21 protein-coding genes are annotated in these 23,254 nt (G+C 68.9%); 13 read left to right on the forward strand and 8 right to left on the reverse strand.

Annotated elements, in window-relative coordinates; all coding sequences use genetic code 11:
* Positions 1 to 60 precede the first annotated feature (60 nt).
* The 4 genes from ABLE93_RS09285 to ABLE93_RS09300 form a co-directional block, all read right to left on the reverse strand.
* Positions 61 to 480: a cupin domain-containing protein gene (locus tag ABLE93_RS09285; RefSeq protein ID WP_348839509.1), complete on the reverse strand. Its 420-nt coding sequence runs from the start codon at positions 478 to 480 to the stop codon at positions 61 to 63.
* A gap of 160 nt (positions 481 to 640) precedes the next feature.
* Positions 641 to 1,243 carry an OmpA family protein gene (locus ABLE93_RS09290; protein WP_348839510.1) on the reverse strand — a complete coding sequence of 201 codons (603 nt, stop codon included), beginning with the start codon at positions 1,241 to 1,243 and terminating at the stop codon, positions 641 to 643.
* A gap of 35 nt (positions 1,244 to 1,278) precedes the next feature.
* Complete coding sequence (locus ABLE93_RS09295) at positions 1,279 to 1,698, reverse strand: hypothetical protein (protein ID WP_348839511.1); 420 nt, start codon at positions 1,696 to 1,698, stop codon at positions 1,279 to 1,281.
* A 148-nt stretch (positions 1,699 to 1,846) separates the two neighbouring features.
* Positions 1,847 to 2,842, reverse strand: coding sequence for a LysR family transcriptional regulator (locus ABLE93_RS09300; protein ID WP_348839512.1), 996 nt, complete (start codon positions 2,840 to 2,842; stop codon positions 1,847 to 1,849).
* An 83-nt stretch (positions 2,843 to 2,925) separates the two neighbouring features.
* Between ABLE93_RS09300 and ABLE93_RS09305 the strand changes: the two genes are divergently transcribed.
* The 11 genes from ABLE93_RS09305 to ABLE93_RS09355 all read left to right on the forward strand — a co-directional run bounded on the left by ABLE93_RS09305 (position 2,926) and on the right by ABLE93_RS09355 (position 15,952).
* Positions 2,926 to 4,179, forward strand: coding sequence for a sarcosine oxidase subunit beta family protein (locus ABLE93_RS09305; protein WP_348839513.1), 1,254 nt, complete (start codon positions 2,926 to 2,928; stop codon positions 4,177 to 4,179).
* Between the two features lie 335 nt (positions 4,180 to 4,514).
* Positions 4,515 to 4,784 carry a sarcosine oxidase subunit delta gene (locus ABLE93_RS09310; RefSeq protein ID WP_348839514.1) on the forward strand — a complete coding sequence of 90 codons (270 nt, stop codon included), beginning with the start codon at positions 4,515 to 4,517 and terminating at the stop codon, positions 4,782 to 4,784.
* A complete protein-coding gene (locus ABLE93_RS09315) occupies positions 4,781 to 7,735 on the forward strand; it encodes a sarcosine oxidase subunit alpha family protein (protein WP_348839515.1) in 2,955 nt (984 codons plus the stop codon). The genes ABLE93_RS09310 and ABLE93_RS09315 overlap by 4 nt, the downstream gene beginning before the upstream one ends.
* A complete protein-coding gene (locus tag ABLE93_RS09320) occupies positions 7,728 to 8,336 on the forward strand; it encodes a sarcosine oxidase subunit gamma (RefSeq protein ID WP_348839516.1) in 609 nt (202 codons plus the stop codon). The genes ABLE93_RS09315 and ABLE93_RS09320 overlap by 8 nt, the downstream gene beginning before the upstream one ends.
* A 94-nt stretch (positions 8,337 to 8,430) precedes the next feature.
* Positions 8,431 to 9,300 (forward strand): formyltetrahydrofolate deformylase, encoded by an 870-nt coding sequence (purU, locus tag ABLE93_RS09325; protein WP_348839517.1) that lies wholly within the window; start codon positions 8,431 to 8,433, stop codon positions 9,298 to 9,300.
* 475 nt (positions 9,301 to 9,775) lie between these two features.
* A complete protein-coding gene (atzF, locus tag ABLE93_RS09330) occupies positions 9,776 to 11,566 on the forward strand; it encodes an allophanate hydrolase (RefSeq protein WP_348839518.1) in 1,791 nt (596 codons plus the stop codon).
* A gap of 130 nt (positions 11,567 to 11,696) precedes the next feature.
* Positions 11,697 to 12,047, forward strand: coding sequence for a hypothetical protein (locus tag ABLE93_RS09335; protein WP_348839519.1), 351 nt, complete (start codon positions 11,697 to 11,699; stop codon positions 12,045 to 12,047).
* Positions 12,044 to 12,784 carry a zinc ABC transporter ATP-binding protein AztA gene (aztA, locus tag ABLE93_RS09340; RefSeq protein ID WP_348839520.1) on the forward strand — a complete coding sequence of 247 codons (741 nt, stop codon included), beginning with the start codon at positions 12,044 to 12,046 and terminating at the stop codon, positions 12,782 to 12,784. The genes ABLE93_RS09335 and aztA overlap by 4 nt, the downstream gene beginning before the upstream one ends.
* 184 nt (positions 12,785 to 12,968) lie before the next feature.
* Complete coding sequence (locus ABLE93_RS09345) at positions 12,969 to 13,841, forward strand: metal ABC transporter permease (RefSeq protein WP_348839521.1); 873 nt, start codon at positions 12,969 to 12,971, stop codon at positions 13,839 to 13,841.
* A gap of 12 nt (positions 13,842 to 13,853) precedes the next feature.
* Entirely contained in the window at positions 13,854 to 14,801 is a 948-nt protein-coding gene (locus tag ABLE93_RS09350) for a metal ABC transporter solute-binding protein, Zn/Mn family (protein ID WP_348839522.1), read from the forward strand.
* A gap of 62 nt (positions 14,802 to 14,863) precedes the next feature.
* Positions 14,864 to 15,952, forward strand: coding sequence for a CobW family GTP-binding protein (locus ABLE93_RS09355; RefSeq protein ID WP_348839523.1), 1,089 nt, complete (start codon positions 14,864 to 14,866; stop codon positions 15,950 to 15,952).
* A gap of 151 nt (positions 15,953 to 16,103) precedes the next feature.
* On the opposite strand, the gene ABLE93_RS09360 is transcribed toward ABLE93_RS09355, so the two are convergent.
* On the reverse strand, positions 16,104 to 16,790 hold the full coding sequence (locus tag ABLE93_RS09360; RefSeq protein WP_348839524.1) for a TetR/AcrR family transcriptional regulator: 687 nt from the start codon (positions 16,788 to 16,790) through the stop codon (positions 16,104 to 16,106).
* Between the two features lie 113 nt (positions 16,791 to 16,903).
* Between ABLE93_RS09360 and ABLE93_RS09365 the strand changes: the two genes are divergently transcribed.
* Both ABLE93_RS09365 and ABLE93_RS09370 read left to right on the forward strand, forming a co-directional pair.
* Entirely contained in the window at positions 16,904 to 18,097 is a 1,194-nt protein-coding gene (locus ABLE93_RS09365) for an acyl-CoA dehydrogenase (RefSeq protein ID WP_348839525.1), read from the forward strand.
* A gap of 64 nt (positions 18,098 to 18,161) precedes the next feature.
* A complete protein-coding gene (locus ABLE93_RS09370; protein ID WP_348839526.1) occupies positions 18,162 to 19,349 on the forward strand; it encodes a CaiB/BaiF CoA transferase family protein in 1,188 nt (395 codons plus the stop codon).
* A gap of 192 nt (positions 19,350 to 19,541) precedes the next feature.
* Here ABLE93_RS09370 and cimA read toward each other — a convergent pair whose 3' ends face one another.
* From cimA to cysS, 3 genes are read right to left on the reverse strand one after another with little or no spacing between them, the layout of a single operon-like run.
* Positions 19,542 to 21,155, reverse strand: a complete 1,614-nt coding sequence (cimA, locus tag ABLE93_RS09375; RefSeq protein WP_348839527.1) for a citramalate synthase — start codon at positions 21,153 to 21,155, stop codon at positions 19,542 to 19,544.
* Entirely contained in the window at positions 21,152 to 21,643 is a 492-nt protein-coding gene (locus ABLE93_RS09380; protein WP_348839528.1) for a GNAT family N-acetyltransferase, read from the reverse strand. The genes cimA and ABLE93_RS09380 overlap by 4 nt, the downstream gene beginning before the upstream one ends.
* Positions 21,640 to 23,028 (reverse strand): cysteine--tRNA ligase, encoded by a 1,389-nt coding sequence (gene cysS / locus ABLE93_RS09385; protein WP_348839529.1) that lies wholly within the window; start codon positions 23,026 to 23,028, stop codon positions 21,640 to 21,642. The genes ABLE93_RS09380 and cysS overlap by 4 nt, the downstream gene beginning before the upstream one ends.
* Between the last annotated feature and the right edge of the window lie 226 nt (positions 23,029 to 23,254).

Raw genomic sequence — 23,254 nt, forward strand, 5'->3', positions numbered from 1 at the left:
CTCCGCAGCCCCTGCGGGGCCGGTTCCGTTTCCGCAGCCCGCGGGGCGTGCCCCTGCCGCTCACTCGGGCGCGGGCGAGGCCAGCGGCTTGTCCTTGTCCACCACGTAGGTGATAGCGAGGCGGGTCTTCTCCCCGCCCACCTGGAAGGCGTGGGGCACCTCCACGGGAATCTGGAAGCCTTCGTTGGCGCCGAGGGTGCGGTCCGGCTGGCCCTTCACCGAGAGCACGCCGCCGCCCGACATGAGGAAGCCGCTCTCGATGCCGGGATGGGTGTGGCGCGCCACCTTGAAGCCGGCGTCGAACTCCACCTCCATGAGCACGGTGACGTAGTTCGTGCCGGTCAGATCGGTCTTCGACAGCACCTTGCGCGACACCCCCTGGGGCGCGGCGGCGGGCGCCGCCTGGCCCATGGCCTCGGTGGCGGCAAAGCCCACGGCGGTGCAGATGGCGCAGGACACAAATCCACGTCGATTGAGCATGTTCTTCCTCCCCGTCGTCCCGCAGGCGACGGGCGCAGGATAATGGAGGTCCGCACGCGATCAATTGCCGGCGGATGTCCGCCTCCCACGGCCAAACGAAGAAGGCGCCGTCCCGGCCGGGGCGGCGCCTTCGTCTGTCTCGTGTCGGGCGAAGGGCAGCTCAGCGCGCCGCGGAGCCCGGCTGAACGCGTCCGACGGTGAAGATCTGAACCCGCCGGTTGACCGGGTCGGTGGGCCGCTTGGGATCCAGCAGCACTTCTTCGCCGAGGCCCACCGCATCGAGCCGGGTGGGATTGACGTTGAACACGGTGACGAGGGCGTTCACCACCGCGTCGGCGCGTTGCTGGCTGAGCTGGAGGTTGCGCTCGCGCGGGCCGGTGACGTCGGTGTTGCCGGTGACGATGAACTTGTAGCCGTGCAGGATGGGATTGTGCATGGCATCCGCGATGGCGCCGATGGTCCGGTAGGACGATGGCTCGATGATCGCCGAGTTCAGGCGGAACTGGATCTGCACGTTGATCTGCGGAAGCTTGTCGAGGTGGAGCGCCAGCGAGGTGCGGTTGAGCGCCTCGCCCGGGTTCTCGGCCATGTGGCGCTGGACCATGTCCCGCAACTGCTGGGCGGTGATGGTGGGCGCCTTGTCGGTGAGGCCCTGGAGGCCGCTCAGGATCTGGTTGTCGGAGAGTGCGGTCTGCGCGGAGGCGGACCCGGCGGCGAGGGTGAGCGCGGCCGCCAATGCGAGGCGGACCAGAGGCGAGGTCATGGAAACCGTCCTTCGTTGTGTGGTGGGCGCGCGGATCAGCGATAGCCGGCGTCGGTGATGGCCTGGTTGCAGGCCGCGCTGACCACCTTGGTGGCCTGGAGCAGGCACGACAGCAGGTTACCGTCCTGGGGGATCATGCCGGGGCACAGCCGCGCCGTATCGGCGGAGCACACCTCGGCGATGGAATCCTGCGCCGCGTCGCGCTTCGCGATGGAGGCGGTGGCGATGGCGTAGTCGCGCTTGCAGGCCTCGCTCACCTGCGACAGCTTCTGGTTCATGCAGCCGACCAGCGCGCCGCCGCCGAGATTGACGTTCGAGCAGAAGCGGCCGATGTCCGGCCCACAGCTCTTGGCGAGCAGCGCGCCGGCCTGGGCATAGCTCATGGTCTGCGCCCCGGCCGCGGAGGCCGAGCCCGCAAGCACCACGCCCGCCAGAAGAAGATGAAGAAGTCTCATGTCGCCGCAGCCCCTTTTCCCGACGTGCCGAAGATGAAGGGAGTGGTATCAACAAACTCCTCCGCCGCCCAGTGAGCCTTAACGAAATGGTTACCGTGCCGGCGCGCGTCAGCTCCCGACCCTCGCTTGGTCGGGGCCGGCTGACACGTCAGCCTTCTTGCGCCGGCGCCGCGGCGAGCCAGGGAGCGATGACGTGAAGCTGCGGCACGATCGCCCGCTCCAGCTCTTCCCGGCAGAAGGCGGCGACGTCGCGCGGCAGGCGGCCGAGTTCCTGCCGCCGGCTGATGAGCGTAAGGCTGCGGTGGAAGGCGGGACCCGGCAGCGGGCGGCAATCGAGCCGCGCCAGATCCACGCCGGCCTCGAAGATGCACAGGGGCGTCGTCACCGCGAAGCCCTCCCCGGCCGCCACGGTTGCAGCGACGCCGTGGGGCGTGTCGAACTCGATGCGCCGGGGCAGATCCAGCTTCAGCCGCCGCAGATGCCGCTCCACCTCGATGCCGGTCTTCGAGCGGGCGGAAAAGCGCACCAGAGGCAGCCGCTCCGCCAGCCGCGCCATGTCCTCCACCCGCGCCGGCGCGGGCGTGCCGGCGGGCAGCAGGAGCACATAGGGTTCGCTGAACAGATCGAAACGCTCCAGCCCCTCGATGTCGGCGAGCTCGTCCACCCCCACCAGCAGGTCGAGCTGGCGGGACAGCAGCGCGCTGGCATGGGCGGCGGTGAGACCGGCCAGCAGCGACACCTCCTCGGCCAGCGCGGCGAGCCGCCCGGCCAGCGGCGCCGCCAGCGCGCGGGAAAGGGAATCCACCAGCCCGGCGCGGATCAGCGGCAGGCGGCCGTGCTCGGTCTCCTTCAGCGCCGGAACGATCTGCCGCGCCTCGGAGAGGAGCGCACTCGCCTTCTGCCGCAGCACGCCGCCTGCCGCGGTGAGGCCGAGCGGGCGCACGCTGCGGTCGAACAGGGCGACGCCCATGCGGGCCTCCAGCTCGGCGACGGCCTGCGAGACGGCGGGCTGGGTGAGGCCGAGCCGGCGGGCGGCGCCGGCCATGGCACCGGCCTCGCAGACCGCGAGGAAGATCTCCAGCGTCTTCAGATCAAACGGCAGAAGCTCCCGCACCTTCGGGCCCCCTCCGGCAGGCAATACCATAAGCAGGATTTATATTACCTGTGGTTTGGAGCGGGGCTATTCATTTTAGGGAAGGGTCCAGCCGCGTTCCGTCCGGGGGTTTGATGTCGCGCTATTCCGTGCTCAGCCTGATCGCCAACGCGCTGAACGGCCAGCGCGGCTGGACCCCCGCCTGGCGGGACGCAGCGCCGAAGCCGGCCTACGATGTCATCATCGTCGGCGGCGGCGGGCACGGCCTTGCAACGGCCTATTACCTCGCCAAGGAGCACGGCATCCGCAACGTGGCGGTGCTGGAGAAGGGCCACATCGGCTCCGGCAATGCCGGGCGCAACACCACCATCATCCGCTCCAACTACCTGCTGCCGGGCAACGAGCCGTTCTACGAATGGTCCATGAAATTGTGGGAGGGCCTGGAGCAGGACCTCAACTACAACGCCATGGTCTCCCAGCGCGGCATCCTCAACCTCTACCATTCGGACGCCCAGCGCGACGCCTACGCCCGGCGCGGCAACGCCATGCGCCTCGCCGGGGCTGATTCCGAACTGCTGGACCGCGACCAGGTGAAGGCACTCTGCCCCTTCCTCGATTTCGACAATTCCCGCTTTCCCATCAAGGGCGGCCTGATGCAGGCCCGCGCCGGCACCGCGCGCCATGATGCCGTGGTGTGGGGCTATGCCCGCGCCGCCGACCGACTGGGCGTGGACATCGTGCAGAATTGCGAGGTCACGGGCTTCATCCGCGACGGCGACGCGGTGGTGGGGGTGGAAACCACGCGCGGGCCGATCCGCGCCGGAAAGGTGGGGCTGGCCGTGGCCGGCTCCACATCGCGCCTCGCCCGGCACTTGGGGCTGCGCCTGCCCATCGAGAGCCATGTGCTGCAAGCCTTCGTCTCGGAGGGTCTGAAGCCGCTGGTGCCGGGGGTCATCACCTTCGGCATGGGGCATTTCTACGTGAGCCAGTCGGACAAGGGCGGCCTCGTCTTCGGCGGCGACATCGACGGCTACAATTCCTACGCCCAGCGCGGCAACCTACCGGTGGTGGAGGACGTGGCCGAGGGTGGCATGGCCATCATGCCCCTCATCGGCCGCCTGCGGATGCTGAGGTCGTGGGGCGGGCTGGTGGACATGTCCATGGACGGCTCGCCCATCATCGACGTCGGGCCCCTGCCCGGCCTCTATCTCAACACCGGCTGGAACTACGGGGGGTTCAAGGCGACGCCCGCCTCCGGCTGGTGCTTTGCCTGGACCATGGCGCGGAACGAGGCGCACCGCTTCAACGCCGCCTTCCGGCTCGACCGCTTCCGCTCGGGCCATGTGATCGACGAGAAGGGAGTCGGCGCCCAGCCGAACCTGCACTGATGGGCAGGCTGTTCTCCTTCCGCGCCCCGGACCAGCGACGGCGGAGCCGGAGCGGTGTTGCGCTCCGCGCCCTAACTTCCGCCGTCGTGCTCCGGCTCGACCGGAGCACCCATCTCTGCGCCAGGCGCGGTGCCCAGTCGGCCTATGGGCCCTCCGGTCAAGCCGGAGGGCGACGGGACGGGGAGAGGCGTGGCCCTTCCGCCGTCCACCCGCCCCCTCTCCCCGCCTCGGTGGTCCACCCCCGTCCCACCGTTGTGCTCCGGTTTGACCGGAGCACCCATCTCTCCGCCGGGCGCGATGCCGGGCACTCCCTTCGTCGCATCCGGACCTGACCCATGCGCATCACCTGTCCCTATTGCGGCGCGAGGTCGTCCCATGAATTCGCCTATCTGGGTGATGCCGCGCCCAGCCGGCCGGACCCCGCCGGCCCCGAGGCGCCCGAGACCTTCCACGTCTACGTCTACGAGCGCGACAACATCGCCGGCGTGATGGACGAGCTGTGGTACCACGCCGCGGGCTGCCGCCGCTGGCTCACCGTGACGCGCGACACCCGCACCCATGCCATCACAGCCGTGCGCTTCTCCCGCACGGAGGCCGCCGAATGACGAGGCTTTCCGCAGGCGGCCTCATCGACCGCAGCCGCACACTCGCCTTCACCTTCGACGGCAAAAGCTACGCCGGCCATCCCGGCGACACGCTGGCTTCTGCGCTGCTCGCCAACGGGGTGCGGCTGGTGGGCCGCTCCTTCAAATATCACCGGCCGCGCGGCATCGTCACCGCCGGGTCGGAGGAGCCCAACGCGCTGGTGGAACTGCGCACCGGCGCCCGGCGCGAGCCCAACACCCGCGCCACCACGGTGGAGCTGTTCGACGCGCTGGAAGCCACCAGTCAGAACCGCTGGCCGTCGCTGGACTTTGACGTGCTGAGCCTCAACCGGCTCGCCGCCCCCGTCCTCGGCGCCGGCTTCTACTACAAGACCTTCATGTGGCCGGCCGCCTTCTGGGAGAAGGTCTACGAGCCCCTGATCCGCCGCGCCGCCGGCCTCGGCCGCGCCGCCGATGCGCCGGACCCGGACGCGTACGAGAAGGCGACCCTCTTCTGCGACGTGCTGGTCATCGGCTCGGGCGCCGCCGGCCTCACCGCCGCCCTCGCCGCCGGGCGGACGGGCGCGCGGGTGGTGCTGTGCGAGGAGGATTTCCGCCTCGGCGGGCGGCTCCTGTCCGAAAAGGCAGAGATCGACGGCGGCAGCGCGGCGGATTTCGTGACGCATGCCCTCGCCGAGCTCGCGAGCCTGCCCAACGCGCGCCTCATGCCGCGCACCACCGTGTTCGGCGCCTATGACGGCGGCGAATTCGGCGCCGTCGAGAAGGTGAGCGACCACCTCGCCGAGCCGGCGCCGTTCCAGCCGCGCCAGCGGCTGTGGCGCATCGTGGCCAAGCGGTCCGTGCTCGCCGCGGGCGCGTTCGACCGGCCCATCGTCTTCCCCGGCAACGACCGGCCGGGGGTGATGTCAGCGCTGGCGCTCGCCACCTACGCCACGCGCTACGGCGTCGCCGCCGGGGCGCGGGCGGCGGCATTCACCACCAATGACCATGCCGTGACCGCCGTGCTCGACGCCGCCGCGGCCGGCCTGCATTTGGCCGCCATCGTGGACGTGCGCCCGGCCATCGCGCCGGCCCTCGTGACGCGGGCGCAGGCGCTCGGCGTCGAAGTCATCCCGGAAGGCGAAATCGTCGCCACCGCTGGCAAGTGCCTCTCTGCGGTCACCGTGCGCACGCCCATGGGCACGCGTGCCCTCTCGGTGGAGGCGCTGGGCGTGTCCGGCGGGGCGACGCCCAATCTCAACCTCACCTGCCACCTCGGCGGCCGGCCGGTCTGGCGGGAAGAGATCGCCGCCTTCGTGCCCGGCACACTGCCCCCCGGCATGGCAGCCGCGGGCGCTGCGGCCGGGCACCTCACGCTTGGCGAATGCGTCGCCGACGGGACTGCGCTGGGCACCGAGGCGGCGCAGGCCGCGGGTTTTTCCGCCAGCCTCGCGCCGGCCCCGAAGACGTCCGACGCGCCGGACGGCCGCACGGCATTCTGGCACGTGAAGGCGCCCGGTCCCGCCTTCGTCGACCAGCAGAACGACGTGACCGCCAAGGACGTGGCGCTGGCCCATAGGGAAGGCTTCCGGGCGGTGGAGCTTTTGAAGCGCTACACCACGCTGGGCATGGCCACCGACCAGGGCAAGACCTCCAACATGGCGGGCCTCGCCATCATGGCGGAACTGACCGGCAAGGGCATCGCCGAGACCGGGACCACGGTGTTCCGCCCGCCCTACACGCCGGTGGCGCTGGGCGTGCTCGCCGGCCACCATCGCGGCGTGGACTTCAAGCCCACCCGCCCGACGCCGACCCATGCGTGGGCCGAGGAGCAGGGCGCGGTCTTCGTGGAAACCGGCCTGTGGCTGCGCGCGGCGTGGTTTCCCAGGGCCGGCGAGGACTGGCAGGCTGCGGTGAACCGCGAGGTGAAGGCGACCCGCGAGGGCGTGGGCGTGATCGACGTCTCCACCTTCGGCAAGATCGACCTGCAGGGACCGGACGCCGGTCTCTTCCTCGACCGTGTCTACATCAACACCTTCTCCACCCTCCCCGTGGGCAAGGCGCGCTACGGCGTGATGCTGCGCGAGGACGGGCTCGTCATGGACGACGGCACCACCGCCCGCCTCGCCGACGGCCACTATGTGATGACCACGACCACCGCCAACGCCGCCAAGGTGTTCCAGCATCTTGAATTCTGCCTTCAGGTGCTGTGGCCGGAGCTGGACGTGTGCCTTGCGTCCGTCTCCGAGCAATGGGCGCAGATCGCCGTCTCCGGCCCCCGCGCCCGAGAGGTGCTTTCGAAGCTGGTGGACGGGACGGACGTTTCCAATGCCGGCCTGCCCTTCATGGGCGCCGTCGAAACCACTGTCATGGGCGGCGTCGAGGCACGCATCTTCCGCCTCTCCTTCTCGGGCGAGCTCGGTTACGAGATCGCGGTGCCGGCCCGAAAGGGAGAGGCGCTGATGCGGGCGATCATGGAGGCCGGCGCGCTATACGGCATCACGCCCTATGGCACCGAAGCGCTGGGCGTGATGCGCATCGAGAAGGGCCACGTCTCCGGCAGCGAATTGTCCGGCCAGACCTCCGCCCGCGACCTCGGCCTCGGGCGCATGGCCTCGACCAAGAAGGACTATATCGGCCGGGTGATGGCGGGACGGCCCGCCTTCCTCGACCCCGACCGGCCGACATTCGTGGGCTTCAGGCCGGTGGACAGAACCCAGCGGCTGCGCGCGGGCGCGCATTTCCTCGCCCCCGGCGCGGAGGCGACCACCGAGAATGACGAGGGCTATATGACCTCCGTCGCCTTCTCCCCCACGCTGGGCCACTCCATCGGCCTCGGCCTGCTGAAACGCGGGCCGGAGCGCATCGGGGAGAAAGTGCGCGCCTATGACCCGGTGCGCGGCGGTGACGTGGAGGTGGAAGTGTGCTCTCCCCATTTCGTCGATCCCGAAGGGGAGAAGCAGCGTGTCTGACCTCTTCCACGCCCATTCGCCGGCCCGCCTCCTGCCGGAGGGAGATTACGGCCTCGAAGGCGCCGCCGGCGTTCGCGCGCAGGCGGTGACGGGGCTTGCCGCCGCCACCCTCGTCGCACGCCGGGGGCAGACGGCCGCGCTGCGCGCGGCCTGCGCCGCCGCCGGCCTGCCGCTGGCCGATGCGCCCAGAGCGAGCAGCGGCGCCGGGCTGGAGGCTGTCGGCACGGGTCCCGGCCGCTGGCTGATCTTCGCCGAAGGCTTGAGCGGCCGGGAGCTGCGGGCGCGGCTGGAGGGGCTGTCGGCGGGCCTTGCCGCCGTCACCGACCAAAGCGACGCCAACCTCGTCCTCGACATTTCCGGCGCCAGGGCGCGCGAGGCGCTGATGAAGGGCGTGACGGTGGATCTCGATCCTGCCGCCTTCCAGACGTCCGACGCGGCGACCACCATCGTCTCCCACGTGGGCGTGACCTTCTGGCAGCGGGACGCGGCGCCCACCTTCCGTTTCGTCGTCGGCAACAGCTTCGCCCCGGCCTTCCTGCGCTGGCTCGGCGCCAGCGCGGCGGAATTCGGCTTCGCCCTCTCCGGCACCGGCCGAGGTTGACGGCAGCGCGGCGCGCGCCTCCTCTCCCATCCGAAATTCAATTCAGGGCGCGCGCCCGCGGCATCGGCGCGGCGCCCCTGCGCAAGGACGCATCATGACGAGCCCCAACGAACCCTTCGTTCTCGCCTTCTCCTGCCCCAATCGTCCCGGCATCGTCGCCGCCGTCTCGACCTTCCTGTTCGAGAAGGGCTGCAACATCCTCGAGGCCCAGCAGTTCGACGATACCGAGACCGGCCGCTTCTTCATGCGGGTGGTGTTCAACGTGGTGGAGGGAGAGGCTGGCCTTGCGGAGATCCGCGACGGCTTCACCGGCGTTGCCCAGGCCTTCTCCCTCGCCTTCACTCTGCGACCCGTGGCGGAGAAGCGGCGGGTGATGCTCCTGGTCTCGAAGTTCGATCATTGCCTGGCGGACCTGCTCTATCGCTGGCGCATCGGCGAGATCCCCATGGACATCGCAGGCATCGTCTCCAACCACCCGAAGGAGACCTATGCCCATCTCGATTTCGACGGCATCCCGTTTCACTACCTGCCGGTCTCCAAGGCCACCAAGCTGGAACAGGAGACGCAGATCTGGGAGGTGTTCCAGTCGTCCGGCTCGGAACTCGCGGTCCTCGCCCGCTACATGCAGGTGCTCTCCGACGGTCTGTCCGCCAAGCTGTCGGGGCGGTGCATCAACATCCACCATTCCTTCCTGCCGGGCTTCAAGGGCGCCAAGCCCTACCATCAGGCCCACGCGCGCGGCGTGAAGCTGATCGGCGCCACCGCCCATTACGTCACCTCCGACCTCGACGAGGGGCCGATCATCGAGCAGGACGTGGAGCGCATCTCCCACCAGGATTCGCCCGACGATCTCGTCCGCAAGGGCCGCGACATCGAGCGCCGGGTGCTGGCGCGGGCGATCTCCTGGCACCTTCAGGACCGGGTGCTGCTGAATGGCTCGCGAACGGTGGTGTTTCGCGACTGAATGCCGTTTCGGAAACCTGGGTGGGAGCGCCGGCGTTGTGGACATATGCATCCATGACCGAAGGAGACCCCCATGCGCCGGCAGGGCATGCTTATCGCCGCGGGATTCGTTCTCGTGCTTGCGCTTTTCGCGGCGAACACCTTCTCCAATCGCGGCGGGCCGGAACCAAGCGAGACGGCGCCGGAGAACATCACGACGCCAAGTGGCAACCCGCCGCCCCTGACCCGGGCTCCCGACGCCCCTCCCGGGGTGACGCCCTCGCCGGGAAGCGAGTCGCGGTAATCGAATTTGCCTAATATCTAGGCGTTGACGCGCGATAATAGGGCCTGCGACGGTGCGCGAAGCGTCGTCGCGGGCCCTATCAATTTTACATAACATCATGATTAAGATTGATTAATTGAAAATTGCATACACGTGGCGCACTTCCTGCTAGTCGTTCCCCGACCGCGCTTCGTGCGCCGTAACAGGGTTGACCATGCAGACCGTCGCCAGCCTCCTCGAAACCCACAGGTCCGGCAGCCGCACCGTCGTCGAAACGGTGAGGGGCGTCTACGCCCGGCTCGCCCTCCACGACGACCCGGCCATGTTCATCACGCTGCGCGCGGCGGCGGACGTGATCGCGGAGGCGGAGGCGCTGGAGGCGCGCGGAGATAAAGGCTTGCCCCTCTACGGCATTCCGGTGGCGGTAAAGGACAATATCGACGTTGCCGGTCTCCCGACCACCGCTGCCTGTCCCGCCTTCGCTTATGTGCCGGACAGGGACGCGACCGTGGTGACGCGGCTGAAGGCGGCGGGCGCGCTCATCATCGGCAAGACCAATCTGGACCAGTTCGCCACCGGACTCGTCGGCGTCCGCTCGCCTTATGGCATTCCGCGCAATGCGTTCAATCCGAAGCTGGTACCCGGGGGATCATCCTCCGGCTCCGCGGTGGCGGTGGCCGCCGGCATTTTGCCGGTCTCGCTCGGCACCGACACTGCCGGGTCGGGCCGCGTGCCGGCCATGCTCAACAACATCGTCGGGCTGAAGCCGTCCCTCGGCCTCGTGCCCAACACCGGACTGGTGCCGGCCTGCCGCACCCTGGACTGCATCTCGGTTTTCGCCCTCACCGTGGACGACGCCATGACGGTGCTGGGCGTGATCGCCGGCTTCGATCCCGAGGATGCCTACTCCCGCGACATGCCGCTCGCGCCGCTCGGCGCCGCGCCGCCCGCGCCGGTTCTGGGGATCCTTCCCGCCCATCAGCGCGAATTCTTCGGCGACGCCGATGCCGCCAAAACCTATACCGATGCGCTGGAGCGCTTCGCCAGCCTCGGCGCGGTCCTCAAAGAGATCGACTTTGCCCCCTTCGCCGAATGCGCCCGGCTGCTCTATGAAGGGCCCTGGGTCGCCGAGCGGTGGATCGTGGCGGAGAAGCTTCTGACCACCGACCCCGAGGCGGTGCATCCCGTGACGCGGGCCATCACCGAGCCCGGCGGCACAGCGAGCGCGGCGGATGCGTTCCGCGCCACCTACAGGCTAAAGGAGCTGCGGGCGAAGGTCGCTCCCACCCTCGCCGGCATCGATGCGCTGCTGCTGCCGACCGCGCCATCGGCCTATTCGGTGGAGGAGGTGCTGGCCGATCCCGTCCGGCTCAATTCGCGCAATGGCACCTACACCAATTTCGTCAACCTGATGGACCTGTGCGGCATCGCCGTGCCCGCCGCCATCTCATCCAGCGGCGTGCCCTATGGCGTCACGCTGCTTGCCCCTGCCGGTCGGGATGCGCAGATGGCAGCCCTCGGCCGCGCCTTCGTGGCGGCCGGCGACCTGCCGCTGGGCGCGGGCCACAACCCGGCCCCCGCGCTGCCGCCGCTTCCGCCCAACCCCGATCCGGACCGGCTCGACGTCTGCGTGTTCGGCGCCCACCTCTCGGGCATGGCGCTCAACCCCGACCTGTGCGCGCTCGGCGGTCGCTTCGTGCGGACGGCGCGCACCGCCCCAACCTACCGCATGAAGCTATTGCCCGGCGGGGTGCCCCGGCCGGGCGTGGTGCGGGTGACCACCGATGGCGCGGCGGTGGAGGGCGAGATCTGGTCCCTGCCATTCGAGGGGGTCGGCCGACTGATGGCCACCATTCCCGCGCCCCTGGGCCTCGGACAGGTGGAGCTGGCCGACGGGTCCCGCGTCACCGGCTTCCTGGCCGAAGCGGGTGCTCTGGCCGGCGCGCAGGACATCACGAGCTTCGGCGGCTTCCGGGCCTTCATGGCGACGCCCGCCTCGGCGTGAAGCGGCGCAGCGGGGACAGCGGGATTGGAAAGTCCCGCGGAGAGCGGGGAATGCACTGAGCAAGAGGTGGCTGGACAGAGTGAATGATACATAGTATCAAAACCTCATCTCAACTGCTTTGCGCAGGTCCATGTCGCTGTCCTCGGTTTCCTCGACCCCGCTGATCCCCGCCGGCGCACCGCGCCCTGTCGAGGGTTCGGCGAGCCCTGATGCCCCCGCATCGGCGGGGCAGACGGGGCATGGGCGCGACCTCGATCACGCGCCCGATCATGGCATCGCGCACGACCATTCGGCTCATTCCCACGCCGCCTCCTCCCATCCCGCTCATGTCCACCGTCCCGCGTCCGCACGCCCGAGGCTGGTTGCCCGCATCGCCCCCTCGGTGCTGCGGCTCTCTCTCGCCGGGCGGCTGGCGCTGGCGGGGGGATGCCTCGCGGTGATGTGGGCGGTCGTGGTGCTGGTGCTCGGGAGTAGCGCATGACAGCGCAAATCTCGTTCCGCAATCTCACCCTGGGCTATGAGCGCCATCCGGCGGTGCACCATCTCTCCGGCGAGGTGCAAGAAGGCGCGCTGCTGGCCATCTGCGGCGCCAATGGCGCGGGCAAGTCCACCCTCCTCAAGGGCATCAGCGGCGCCCTGCCGCCCCTTGGCGGGGCCATCGAGCGCCATGGGGTTGCGCCGCGCGACATCGCCTATCTGCCGCAGGGCGCCGAGATTGACCGCAGCTTTCCCATCACGGTCTACGACATGGTGGCCATGGGCTTGTGGCGGCGCGCCGGCCTGTTCGGCGGCATCGGCCGCGCCGACCGCGGCCGCATTGCCGATGCCATCGCCGCCGTGGGCCTCGAAGGGTTCGAAGCGCGCCCCATCGGCACGCTCTCCGGTGGCCAGATGCAGCGCACCCTGTTCGCCCGCCTGCTGCTTCAGGACGCCCGCGTCATCCTGCTGGACGAACCCTTCACCGCCCTCGACGCCAAGACCGTGGCGGACCTGGTCGACCTCGTGCGCCGCTGGCATGGCGAGAAGCGCACGGTAGTGGCGGTGCTGCACGACTTCGACCTGGTCCGCGCCACCTTCCCCGAGACACTGCTGCTCGCCCGCACCGCCGTGGCGTGGGGCCCTACGGCGGATGCGCTCGGACCCGACAACCTCTTGAAGGCGCGCCGCATGGGCGAGGCCTGGAAAGACGACGCCGCCGCCTGTTCCGACGCGGCCTGAACCCATTGACCCCGGCCGGTGACCGTGCCGGCTTCAGCTTCCTGCGCTTGCGCTTGGCCGGGCACCCTTTTTGGGCGCCTCCAAGCCGGTCCGGCGATCCAACCCCCGCCGGACCGGACCCGGCCAAACGCCAGCGCAGGCATCCACCCAGTTGGCGCCCGGCACGCAGGCGCACGAGACCCCGATGAACCCATACGACCTCGTCATCGCTCCGTTCTCGGAGTTCGAATTCATGCGGCGGGCACTGGCCGGCGTGCTGGCGCTGTCGCTCGGGGCGGGACCGGTGGGCGCCTTCCTGATGCTGCGGCGCATGTCGCTGACGGGTGATGCCATGGCCCACGCCATCCTGCCCGGCGCGGCCATCGGCTTCCTGTTCGCCGGGCTCAACCTCTACGCCATGACCGCGGGCGGCCTCGCCGCCGGTCTGCTGGTGGCGGTGGGCGCCGGCGTGGTGGCGCGGGCGACCGGCATGAAGGAAGACGCCTCGCTCGCCGCCTTCTATCTCATCTCGCTGGCGCTCGGCGTGCTCATCGTCTCGCTGCGCGGCTCCAACGTGGACCTGCTGCACGTGCTGTTCGGCACCGTGCTGGGCATCGACGACGCGACCCTGATCCTCATCGCCGGCATCACCACGGTGACCCTCGTCACCCTCGCCATCGTCTGGCGGCCCCTGGTGCTGGAATGCGTCGACCCGACCTTCCTCGCCTCCGTCAGCCGCAGCGGCGGGGTCAGCCATATCGCCTTCGTCTCGCTGGTGGTGCTGAACCTCGTCGGCGGCTTCCACGCCCTCGGCACGCTGCTCGCGGTGGGGCTTATGATGCTGCCGGCGGCCACGGCGCGCTTCTTCGTGCGCGACCTCACCTCACTCGTGGGGCTGGCGACCGCCATTGCCTTCGCCTCGGGCGTGGCCGGGCTGCTGGTGTCCTACCATCTCGGCACGCCGTCCGGTCCCTCCATCATTCTCGTCGCCGGCCTTGCCTATGCCGGGGCGGTGATGTTCGGCCCCATCGGCGGCCTTGCCACCCGGCTCGTCCCCCGCCGTCATCTCGAAGCCTGAAGAGGACCCGCGATGCTCTCCCGACGCCTCCTTCTCGCCGCCGCTTTCGCCGGCGTTCTGGCCGCTCCCGCCCTGGCCCAATCTCCTGCTGCGACGGGCAAGCTGCCCGTGGTCGCCTCCTTCTCCATCCTCGGCGATTTCGTGCGCGAGGTGGGCGGCGACCGGGTCGCCGTCACCACCATCGTCGGACCGAACGGAGACGCCCACGTCTACCAGCCCACCCCAGCTGACGCGAAAGCCATGGCGGCCGCAAAGGTGGTGGTCGTCAACGGCCTCGGCTTCGAGGGGTGGATGGACCGCCTGGTGAAGGCCTCGGGCAGCAAGGCGGCCGTCGTGGTCGCCACCAAAGGCATCACGCCGCGCACCGGCTTCGAGGACGAGGACGACAAGGCCAAGAAGAAGCACGGCGCGAAGGACGCCCACGACCACGGCGCCATCGACCCGCACGCCTGGCAGTCCATCGCCAATGCGAAGGTTTATGTCGCGAACATCCGCGACGGCCTGACCGCAGCAGACCCGGCCGGCAAAGACGCCTATGCCGCCAACGCTGCCGCCTACACCGCAAAGCTCGACGCCCTGGAAGGCGAGGTGAAGGCGGCCATCGGCAGGATCCCCGCCGAGCAGCGCCGCATCATCACCACCCATGACGCCTTCGGCTATTTCGGCGAGGCCTATGGCCTCACCCTGATCTCGCCAGAAGGTGTCTCCACCGAGAGCGAGGCCTCCGCCAAGGACGTGGCGCGCATCATCCGCCAGATCAAGGCGCAGAAGATCCCGGCGGTGTTCATCGAGAATGTGAGCGACCCGCGCCTCATCGAGCGGATCGCCAAGGAGACCGGTGCCAAGATCGGCGGCGAGCTCTATTCCGACGCGCTCTCCGATGACAAAGGCCAGGCAAGCACCTACATCGGCATGATGAACTCCAACGTGCGCGCGCTCTCCGCGGCTCTTTCCAGCTGAGCGCCGCACTACTCTCCTCCGCGGTGGCCCCTCGGGCCGCCGCTCCGCACCAAGGTGAAGCCATGGCTGAAACGCAGGCCGAGAAGATCCCCGTCACCGTGCTCACCGGCTATCTGGGCGCCGGCAAGACCACGCTGCTGAACCGCATCCTGTCGCAGCCCCACGGCAAGAAGTTCGCCGTCATCGTCAACGAGTTCGGCGAGATCGGCATCGACAACGACCTCGTGGTGGGCGCCGACGAGGAAGTGTTCGAGATGAACAACGGCTGCATCTGCTGCACCGTGCGCGGCGACCTCATCCGCATCATCGACGGCCTGCTGCGCCGCAAGGGCGGCTTCGACGGCATCATCGTGGAGACCACGGGCCTCGCCGACCCCGCCCCCGTCGCCCAGACCTTCTTCGTGGACGAGGAAGTGCAGGCCAAGACCAAGCTCGACGCGGTGGTGACGGTGGCCGATGCCAAATGGCTCTCCGACCGGCTGAAGGACGCGCCCGAGGCGAAGAACCAGGTGGCGTTCGCCGACGTGATCCTGCTCAACAAGACGGACCTCGTCACCGCCCCTGAGCTCGACGAGGTGGAGGCCCGCATCCGGGGCATCAACCCCTATGCGAAGCTCTACCGGACGCAGAAGTCCGAGATCGACATCGCCAAGGTGCTGAACCAGGGCGCCTTCGACCTGGAACGCGTGCTGGAGCTGGAGCCGGCCTTCCTGGAGGAAGACGAGCATCACCATGACCATGCCCACGGTCCCGACTGCGGGCCGGACTGCGGCCACGACCACCATCATGACCATGACCACGGCCATCATCACGATCACGGCCACCACCATCACGGCCTGAAGGCGGTGCATGACGACGAGATCCAGTCGGTCTCCTTCTCCACCGAGACCCCACTCGACCCCGACAAGTTCTTCCCCTGGGTCCAGAATCTCGTGCAGGTCGAGGGACCGAACATCCTGCGCTCCAAGGGCATCCTCTCGTTCAAGGACGATCCGGACCGCTTCGTCTTCCAGGGCGTGCACATGATCCTGGACGGCGACCACCAGCGCGCGTGGAAGGACGACGAGAAGCGGGTGAGCCGCATCGTCTTCATCGGCCGCAAGCTCGATGGCAAGGCGCTGGAGCAGGGCTTCCTCTCCTGCGTCGCGTGAGGCCGGGCGGTCCGCCGCCCGCCTCGTCCCGCGCCGAACGCTCCCCCGTCGCCCTCCGGCTTGACCGGAGGGCCCAGGCGCGTCGCCCCCTGTGAGCCCGCCGCGGTTTGCGGTCAGGACCGCCGATTGAACCACGGTGCCATGGCCCGGCTCAGGCCATGAGGCCACGCACCAGAAGGTCGTGATACTCCTCCGCCACCTGTTCGGCCGTCTTGCTGCCGTCCGGGCGAAACCAGCGGACCATCCAGCTCAGAAGCGAGAGCACCGCCCGGCCGGTCATGGCAGCGCCGGCATCGCGGAATGAGCCATCCGCCACACCGTCGGCAATGATCCGGCGCAGCAGGCCCTCGTGGGCGTCGCGCAAGGCGAGGGCGTCCGCCTTGAGAGCGGAATTGTCCATGCCGGAGAAGCCCACGAGCATGGTAACGAAGCAATCGTAATTGTCCGCCAGGAAGCGGGCATGGGCGACCATGAAGTGCCGCAGGCGCTCGGCCGGCGGATCCTCATCCCTCACGGCCGCAGCCGCAGTCTCATAAAGGCCCTTCAAGGTGAAGATGATGATTGCGTCGTAGATCTCCTGCTTGGAGGAGAAATAATTGTAGATGGCGCCCTTCGAATAGTTCATGGCCCGCGCCAGCTGGGCGAGCGAGCTTTCCACATAGCCCTTCTGCGCGAACAGTTGCGCCGCCTGGCGCAGGATCTCCGCGCGCGGATCATCCATCAGCGGCGGGCGGCCGAGCCTTGCGCCCCCGGCGGCGGCCTTGCGCGCACGTCCCCGGCGCGGCGCGGGCGAAGTGGGAACGCCCGAGCCGATGCTGTCGGCCCCTTCCTGTTTCATGTCGTCCGGCAGCGGACCGCTCCTTGACTGTCGCCAGACATTTATATACCGACTGGATGGAATGTAAATGCAGACTCCCTGCCATGGGTGCTCTGCCAGCGGGAGACGACGCCATGGCCGCATCCGGCAAGCCCATCTTCGACTGGGCCGACCCCTTCGATCTCAATGGCCAGCTCACCGAGGACGAGCGCCTGGTCCGCGACACGGCGCGCGACTATGCGCAGGAAAAGCTGCTGACCCGCGTCACCTCCGCCTATCTCGACGAGCGCTTCGACCGCGAGATCATGAACGAGATGGGCGAGCTGGGCCTGCTCGGCCCCACCATCCCGGCGGACTATGGCGGCGCCGGCCTAGGCTATGTGGCCTACGGTCTTGCGGCGCGGGAGGTGGAGCGGGTGGACAGTGGCTACCGCTCGGCCATGAGCGTGCAGTCCTCCCTCGTCATGCATCCCATCTATGCCTATGGCACGGAAGAGCAGCGCAAGAAGTACCTGCCCAAGCTCGCCACCGGCGAGTGGGTCGGCTGCTTCGGCCTCACCGAGCCGGACGCCGGCTCCGACCCAGCCGGCATGCGCACCCGCGCCGAGAAGATCGACGGCGGCTACCGCCTCAACGGCGCGAAGATGTGGATCACCAACTCCCCCATCGCCGACCTCGCGGTGGTGTGGGCCAAGTCCGCGGCGCACGACAACGCCATCAAGGGATTCGTGGTCGAACGCGGCATGAAGGGCTTCTCCACCCCCAAGATCGAGGGCAAGCTCTCGCTGCGCGCCTCCATCACCGGCGAGATCGTGCTGGAGGACGTGGAGATTCCGGAAGAGAACCTCCTGCCCAAGGCCGCCGGCCTGCCCGGCCCGTTCGGCTGCCTCAACCGCGCCCGCTACGGCATCGGCTGGGGCGCCATGGGCGCGGCGGAAGCCTGCTACGCCGCCGCCCGCCAGTACACGCTGGACCGCAAGCAGTTCGGCAAGCCGCTGGCCGCCACCCAGCTGGTGCAGAAGAAGCTCGCCGACATGGCCACCGAGATCGCGCTGGGCCTCCAGCTGGCGCTGCGCGCGGGACGCATGTTCGATGAGGGGACGCTGCCCATCGAGGCCATCTCCTTCCTGAAGCGCAACAATTGCGGCAAGGCGCTGGACATCGCCCGGGTTGCCCGCGACATGCACGGCGGCAACGGCATCTCGGCCGAGTTCCACGTCATCCGCCATGCGGCAAACCTTGAGACGGTGAACACCTACGAGGGCACGCACGACATCCACGCGCTGATCCTCGGCCGTGCGATCACCGGCATTCAGGCGTTCTTCTGAGAACCGCTCCTGTCCCCTCTCCCGCAAGGGAGAGGGGGGAGCCAGAGCTGCAAAAGAGTCCCCCATGTCGCCCCTCGCCTCCCCTCCCCTCGCCGGCCTCCGCGTCCTCGAACTCGCCCGCATCCTCGCCGGGCCGTGGTGCGGGCAATTGCTCGCCGATCTCGGGGCGGAGGTCATCAAGGTGGAGCGGCCGGGCGGCGGCGACGATACCCGCACCTGGGGACCGCCCTTCCTGAAGGGGGCGGACGGGGCGGACCTGGGCGCCGCCTATTTCCATTCGACCAATCGCGGCAAGCGTTCGGTGGCGGTGGATTTCGAGACCGAAGAAGGCCAGAAGATCATCCGCGCCCTTGCTGGCGAAAGCGACGTGCTGATCGAGAATTTCAAGGTCGGAGGGCTGAAGAAATACGGCCTCGACCACGAGAGCCTGAGACAAGAGAACCCACGCCTCGTCTATTGCTCCGTCACCGGCTTCGGCCAGGACGGCCCCTATGCGCCGCGCGCGGGCTACGACTTCCTCGTGCAGGGCATGGGCGGCATCATGGACCTCACCGGCGCGCCGGATGGAGAGCCGGAGAAGGTGGGCGTCGCCTTCGCCGACATCTTCACCGGCCTCTATGCCACCGTTGGCATCCTCGCCGCCCTGCGCCGCCGCGACGAGACCGGCACGGGCGGCCATGTGGACATGGCGCTGCTCGACACCCAGGTGGGCGTGCTCGCCAACCAGGCCATGAACTATCTCACCTCCGGCAAGGCCCCAAAGCGCATGGGCAATGCCCATCCCAACATCGTGCCCTATCAGGTCTTCCCCTGCGCCGACGGATACTTTATCGCCGCCATTGGCAATGACGGCCAGTTTGCTCGCTTCTGTGCCGTGCTCGGCGCGCCGGAGCTGGCGCGGGAGACAGACTACGCGACCAATCCCGCCCGCGTCGCCAACCGCGCCGTGCTGGTGCCGAAGCTCACCGCGCTGACCATGGCCTTCGCCCGCGACGACCTCCTCGCCGCACTGGAGGCGAAGGGCGTGCCGGCCGGGCCGATCAACACGGTCTCTCAGGTGTTCGAGGACCCCCAGGTGAAGGCGCGCGGCCTGCGCGTGGATTTGGCCGAGGCCGGCGGCGGCACCATTCCGGCCGTAGCAAGCCCCATCGTGCTCGACGGTGTCCGGCAGGTGGCGAAGAGCGCGAGCCCCCGGCTGGGTGCGGATACGGAAGCAGTGCTCGCGGCGCTGAAGGCGCTGGCGGGGAAGTAGACAGCGCGCACCACCCTCGCGCCCCGGACGCATGCAGCGTCAGCGGAATGCGAGCCGGGGCCCAGCGCAAGTGACCGCCGAAGGCGCTTCCTTGCTCCGGCGTTCCAAAATTTTGCCCGCTGCGCGGCACTCCTGCGCTGGACCCCGGATCAGCGCTCCGGCTGCGCCGTCGCTTGTCCGGGGAACGGCCCCTCAGGCCGGCGCCTTTTCCTTCAGCAGCTTCCAGGTGATGGAATCAAGCAGCGCCTCGAAGGAGGCGTCGATGATGTTGGGGGAGACGCCCACCGTGGTCCAGCGGTCGCCGGTCTCGTCCGCGCTCTCGATCAGCACCCGCGTCACCGCCTCGGTGCCGCCATTGAGGACGCGCACCCGATAGTCCGTGAGGTGCAGGCCCGAGATGAAGGGCTGGTACTTGCCGAGGTCCTTGCGCAGCGCCACGTCCAGCGCATTCACCGGGCCGTTGCCCTCGGCGGCGGAGATCAGGGTCTCGTCGTCCACCTTCACCTTCACGATGGCCTCCGCCACCGTGGTGAGCTCGCCCTTGGCGTTGTAGCGGCGCTCCACATTCACCTTGAAGCGCTCCACCGTGAAATAGTCCGGCACCGAGCCCAGCATCCGCCGCGCCAGCAGCGCGAAGGAGGCGTCTGCCGCCTCGTAGGCATAGCCCAGCGCCTCGCGCTCCTTCACCTCGTCGAGGAGGCGGGCGATGCGCGGGTCCTTCTTGTCCACCGCCACGCCGAGCCGCTCCAGCTCGGACAGGACGTTGGATTTGCCGGCCTGGTCGGAGACCATCAGCTTGCGACGGTTGCCCACCGCTTCCGGCGCCACATGCTCGTAGGTGGCAGGGTCCTTCAGGATGGCCGAGGCGTGAATGCCCGCCTTGGTGGCGAAGGCGCTCTCGCCGACATAGGGCGCGTGCCTGTCGGGCGCGCGGTTCAGCATCTCGTCCAAGGTGCGGGAGACTTGCACCAGATCGCCCAGACCCTCGCGCGAGACGCCGATCTCGAAGCGCTCGGCGAAATCGCGCTTCAGCAGCAGGGTTGGAATGAGCGAGCACAAATTGGCGTTGCCGCAGCGCTCGCCGAGGCCGTTGAGCGTGCCCTGGATCTGCCGCGCGCCGGCGCGCACGGCGGCAAGCGAATTGGCCACCGCCTGCTCGGTGTCGTTATGGGCGTGGATGCCCACGTTCGCGCCGGGCACCACCTTCACCACCTCGGCGACGATGGCCTCCACCTCGTGGGGCAGCGTGCCGCCATTGGTGTCGCAGAGCACCACCCAGCGCGCACCGGCCTCATAGGCGGTGCGGGCGCAGGAGAGCGCGAAGGCGGGGTCCTCCTTGAAGCCGTCGAAAAAATGCTCGCAATCCACCAGCGCCTCGCGCCCGGCGGCAATGGCCGCCTCGACGCTCTCGCGGATGGAGGCGAGGTTCTCCTCCTTGGTGGTCTCCAGCGCGACGCGGACCTGATAGGCGGAGGATTTGGCGACGAAGCAGATGGCATCGGCCTTGGCCTCGATCAGCGCGGCGATGCCGGGATCGTTGGAGGCCGAGCGGCCCGGCCGCTTAGTCATGCCGAAGGCGGTGACGCGGGCCCGGGCGTCGCGCTTCTGGGCGAACAGCTGGGTGTCGGTGGGATTGGCGCCGGGGTAGCCGGCCTCCACATAATCCACGCCCAGCTTGTCGAGGAGCGCGAGCACCCGCACCTTGTCGGCGACGGTGAAATCCACCCCGTTGGTCTGGGCGCCGTCACGCAGGGTGGTGTCGAAGAGATAGAGGCGCTCGCGCCCGTCCTGCGACGGCGTGCTCATGGCTGCGCTCCTTCGGCGAACTTCTTCTCCATCGCCGTATTGCCGAGCCAGGTGTCGGCCAGCGGCACCATATTGCGGCGGTGGGCCACGTAGCCGCGCTTCTGGAAGAAGCCGAGAGCGGTGTCGCTGGCGTCCACCGTCACGGCCCGCGCGCCGCGGGCCTTGGCCAGCGTCTCGGCGGCATCGCAGAGCGCCGTGCCGACGCCGCTCCCCGCAGCATCGGGCGCCACATAGAGCAGGTCGATGAGGGTGTTGTCCTTGAGCGACAGGAACCCCACCGGCGCGCCGGCGCGCAGGGCGACGAGGGTGAGCCCCTCGGCGAGGCGGGCGGCGAAGGCCTCGCCGTCATCGGCGGCGGCGCTCCAGGCCTCCTGCTGCTCCTCGTCGTAATCCTCGCCGGTCAATTCGAGGACGGAGGCGCGGAACAGGTCCGCCAGCGCCGGCGCGTCGGCGGGCAGGAAGGGGCGCAGGGAGACGGGCGCGCTCATCGCGACACCTCCCAGCTCGTGGTCCCGTCCTTGTTGTCCATCAGCACGATGCCCTTGGCGGCCAGCTCCTCGCGGATCTGGTCGGCACGCTTGAAGTCCTTCGCCTTGCGGGCGGCGATGCGGTCGGCGATGAGGCCGGCGATGACCCCTTCGTCCAAAGCGATGGCCTGCTTCTGCCGCGCGCGCCACCCGGTTTCGGTGTCGCCCAAAAGGCCGAGCAGATTGGCCGCACCCTTGAAGCGGCGGCGCAAGGCCGAGGAGGTGTCCTCATGCTCCGCCACCTCCGCGAGGTGGTGCAGATGGGTGATGGCGGAGGGCGTGTTCAGGTCGTCGGCGAGGCGGTCGGCGATCTCGCTCTCGAACGGATTGGCCTCCCCGCTCTCCGCCTCCACGTCGCCGATGACGCGATACCATTTGTCCAGCGTCTTGGCGGCGAAGCCGAGGCCCTGGCGCGTCCAGTTGATGGGCTGGCGGTAATGGGTGGAGAGCATGGCCAGGCGCAGCACCTCGCCGGGCCATTCGTCGAGCAGTTCGCGGATGGTGACGAAGTTGCCCAGCGACTTGGACATCTTCTCGCCTTCCAGCATCAGGAAGCCGTTGTGCATCCACATCTGCGCCATCACGCCGGAATGGAAGGCGCAGCGCGACTGCGCGATCTCGTTCTCGTGGTGCGGGAAGACGAGATCGATGCCGCCGCCGTGGATGTCGAAGGTCTCGCCCAGATGCTTCCAGCTCATGGCCGAGCATTCGATGTGCCAGCCGGGCCGGCCGGGGGTGGCGATGCCGCAGGGCGAGGGCCAGCCGGGCACGCCCTCGGCGCTCGGCTTCCACAGAACGAAGTCCATGGCGTCGCGCTTGTAGGGGGCGACGTCCACGCGGGCGCCGGCCATCATCTCGTCCAGCGAGCGGCGGGAGAGGCGGCCGTAGTCCGGCATGGAGGGCACGTTGAACAGGACATGCTCCTCCGCCACATAGGCGTGGCCGGAGGCGACGAGCCGCTCGATGAGGATGCGCATCTCCTCGATATGCTCGGTGGCGCGCGGCTCCACGGTGGGCGGCAGGCAGTTCAGCGCCGCCGTATCCTCGCGGAACCAGCGGTAGGTCTCTTCCGTCAGGTCGCGGATGGAGATGGACCGCTCGGCGGCGCGGGCGTTGATCTTGTCGTCCACGTCCGTGATGTTGCGCACGTACTTGACGTGATCGGCGCCATAGAGGCGGCGCAGCAGGCGGAACAGCACGTCGAAGACGATGACCGGGCGGGCGTTGCCAATGTGCGCATGGTCGTAGACCGTCGGCCCGCACACATACATGCGCACGTTGGCGGGGTCGAGCGGACGCAAGAGGTCCTTCGAGCGGGTCAGCGTGTTGTAGAGCCTGAGCTCCATGGATCGTTCCCCCGAATGGCGCAACATCGTGCGCCAAGCCGGTCCACCGGCCGGGGCGTCCAGATCCTTGTCTTAAGAGATGAGCAAAGGACGGCCGCGGCCAGCTTTTCGGCTAACCGCAAATAATCGCCGCAATGGCGCTGATGGTGACGTGACCGCCGTTCATGGCGCGGGACAATGGTTCGCGCACGTCCGCCCGTCAAGATTTTTCGCGCAACCGGGCAAG

Source organism: Xanthobacter pollutisoli (assembly GCF_040044995.1).
Lineage (GTDB): Bacteria > Pseudomonadota > Alphaproteobacteria > Rhizobiales > Xanthobacteraceae > Xanthobacter.

Coding starts and splice junctions, on each gene's coding strand:
- ABLE93_RS09285 (WP_348839509.1), bottom strand. CDS start 480: ATGCTCAATCGACGTGGATTTGTGTCCTGCGCCATCTGCACCGCCGTG.
- ABLE93_RS09290 (WP_348839510.1), bottom strand. CDS start 1,243: ATGACCTCGCCTCTGGTCCGCCTCGCATTGGCGGCCGCGCTCACCCTC.
- ABLE93_RS09295 (WP_348839511.1), bottom strand. CDS start 1,698: ATGAGACTTCTTCATCTTCTTCTGGCGGGCGTGGTGCTTGCGGGCTCG.
- ABLE93_RS09300 (WP_348839512.1), bottom strand. CDS start 2,842: ATGGTATTGCCTGCCGGAGGGGGCCCGAAGGTGCGGGAGCTTCTGCCG.
- ABLE93_RS09305 (WP_348839513.1), top strand. CDS start 2,926: ATGTCGCGCTATTCCGTGCTCAGCCTGATCGCCAACGCGCTGAACGGC.
- ABLE93_RS09310 (WP_348839514.1), top strand. CDS start 4,515: ATGCGCATCACCTGTCCCTATTGCGGCGCGAGGTCGTCCCATGAATTC.
- ABLE93_RS09315 (WP_348839515.1), top strand. CDS start 4,781: ATGACGAGGCTTTCCGCAGGCGGCCTCATCGACCGCAGCCGCACACTC.
- purU (WP_348839517.1), top strand. CDS start 8,431: ATGACGAGCCCCAACGAACCCTTCGTTCTCGCCTTCTCCTGCCCCAAT.
- atzF (WP_348839518.1), top strand. CDS start 9,776: ATGCAGACCGTCGCCAGCCTCCTCGAAACCCACAGGTCCGGCAGCCGC.
- ABLE93_RS09335 (WP_348839519.1), top strand. CDS start 11,697: ATGTCGCTGTCCTCGGTTTCCTCGACCCCGCTGATCCCCGCCGGCGCA.
- aztA (WP_348839520.1), top strand. CDS start 12,044: ATGACAGCGCAAATCTCGTTCCGCAATCTCACCCTGGGCTATGAGCGC.
- ABLE93_RS09345 (WP_348839521.1), top strand. CDS start 12,969: ATGAACCCATACGACCTCGTCATCGCTCCGTTCTCGGAGTTCGAATTC.
- ABLE93_RS09350 (WP_348839522.1), top strand. CDS start 13,854: ATGCTCTCCCGACGCCTCCTTCTCGCCGCCGCTTTCGCCGGCGTTCTG.
- ABLE93_RS09355 (WP_348839523.1), top strand. CDS start 14,864: ATGGCTGAAACGCAGGCCGAGAAGATCCCCGTCACCGTGCTCACCGGC.
- ABLE93_RS09360 (WP_348839524.1), bottom strand. CDS start 16,790: ATGAAACAGGAAGGGGCCGACAGCATCGGCTCGGGCGTTCCCACTTCG.
- ABLE93_RS09365 (WP_348839525.1), top strand. CDS start 16,904: ATGGCCGCATCCGGCAAGCCCATCTTCGACTGGGCCGACCCCTTCGAT.
- ABLE93_RS09370 (WP_348839526.1), top strand. CDS start 18,162: ATGTCGCCCCTCGCCTCCCCTCCCCTCGCCGGCCTCCGCGTCCTCGAA.
- cimA (WP_348839527.1), bottom strand. CDS start 21,155: ATGAGCACGCCGTCGCAGGACGGGCGCGAGCGCCTCTATCTCTTCGAC.
- ABLE93_RS09380 (WP_348839528.1), bottom strand. CDS start 21,643: ATGAGCGCGCCCGTCTCCCTGCGCCCCTTCCTGCCCGCCGACGCGCCG.
- cysS (WP_348839529.1), bottom strand. CDS start 23,028: ATGGAGCTCAGGCTCTACAACACGCTGACCCGCTCGAAGGACCTCTTG.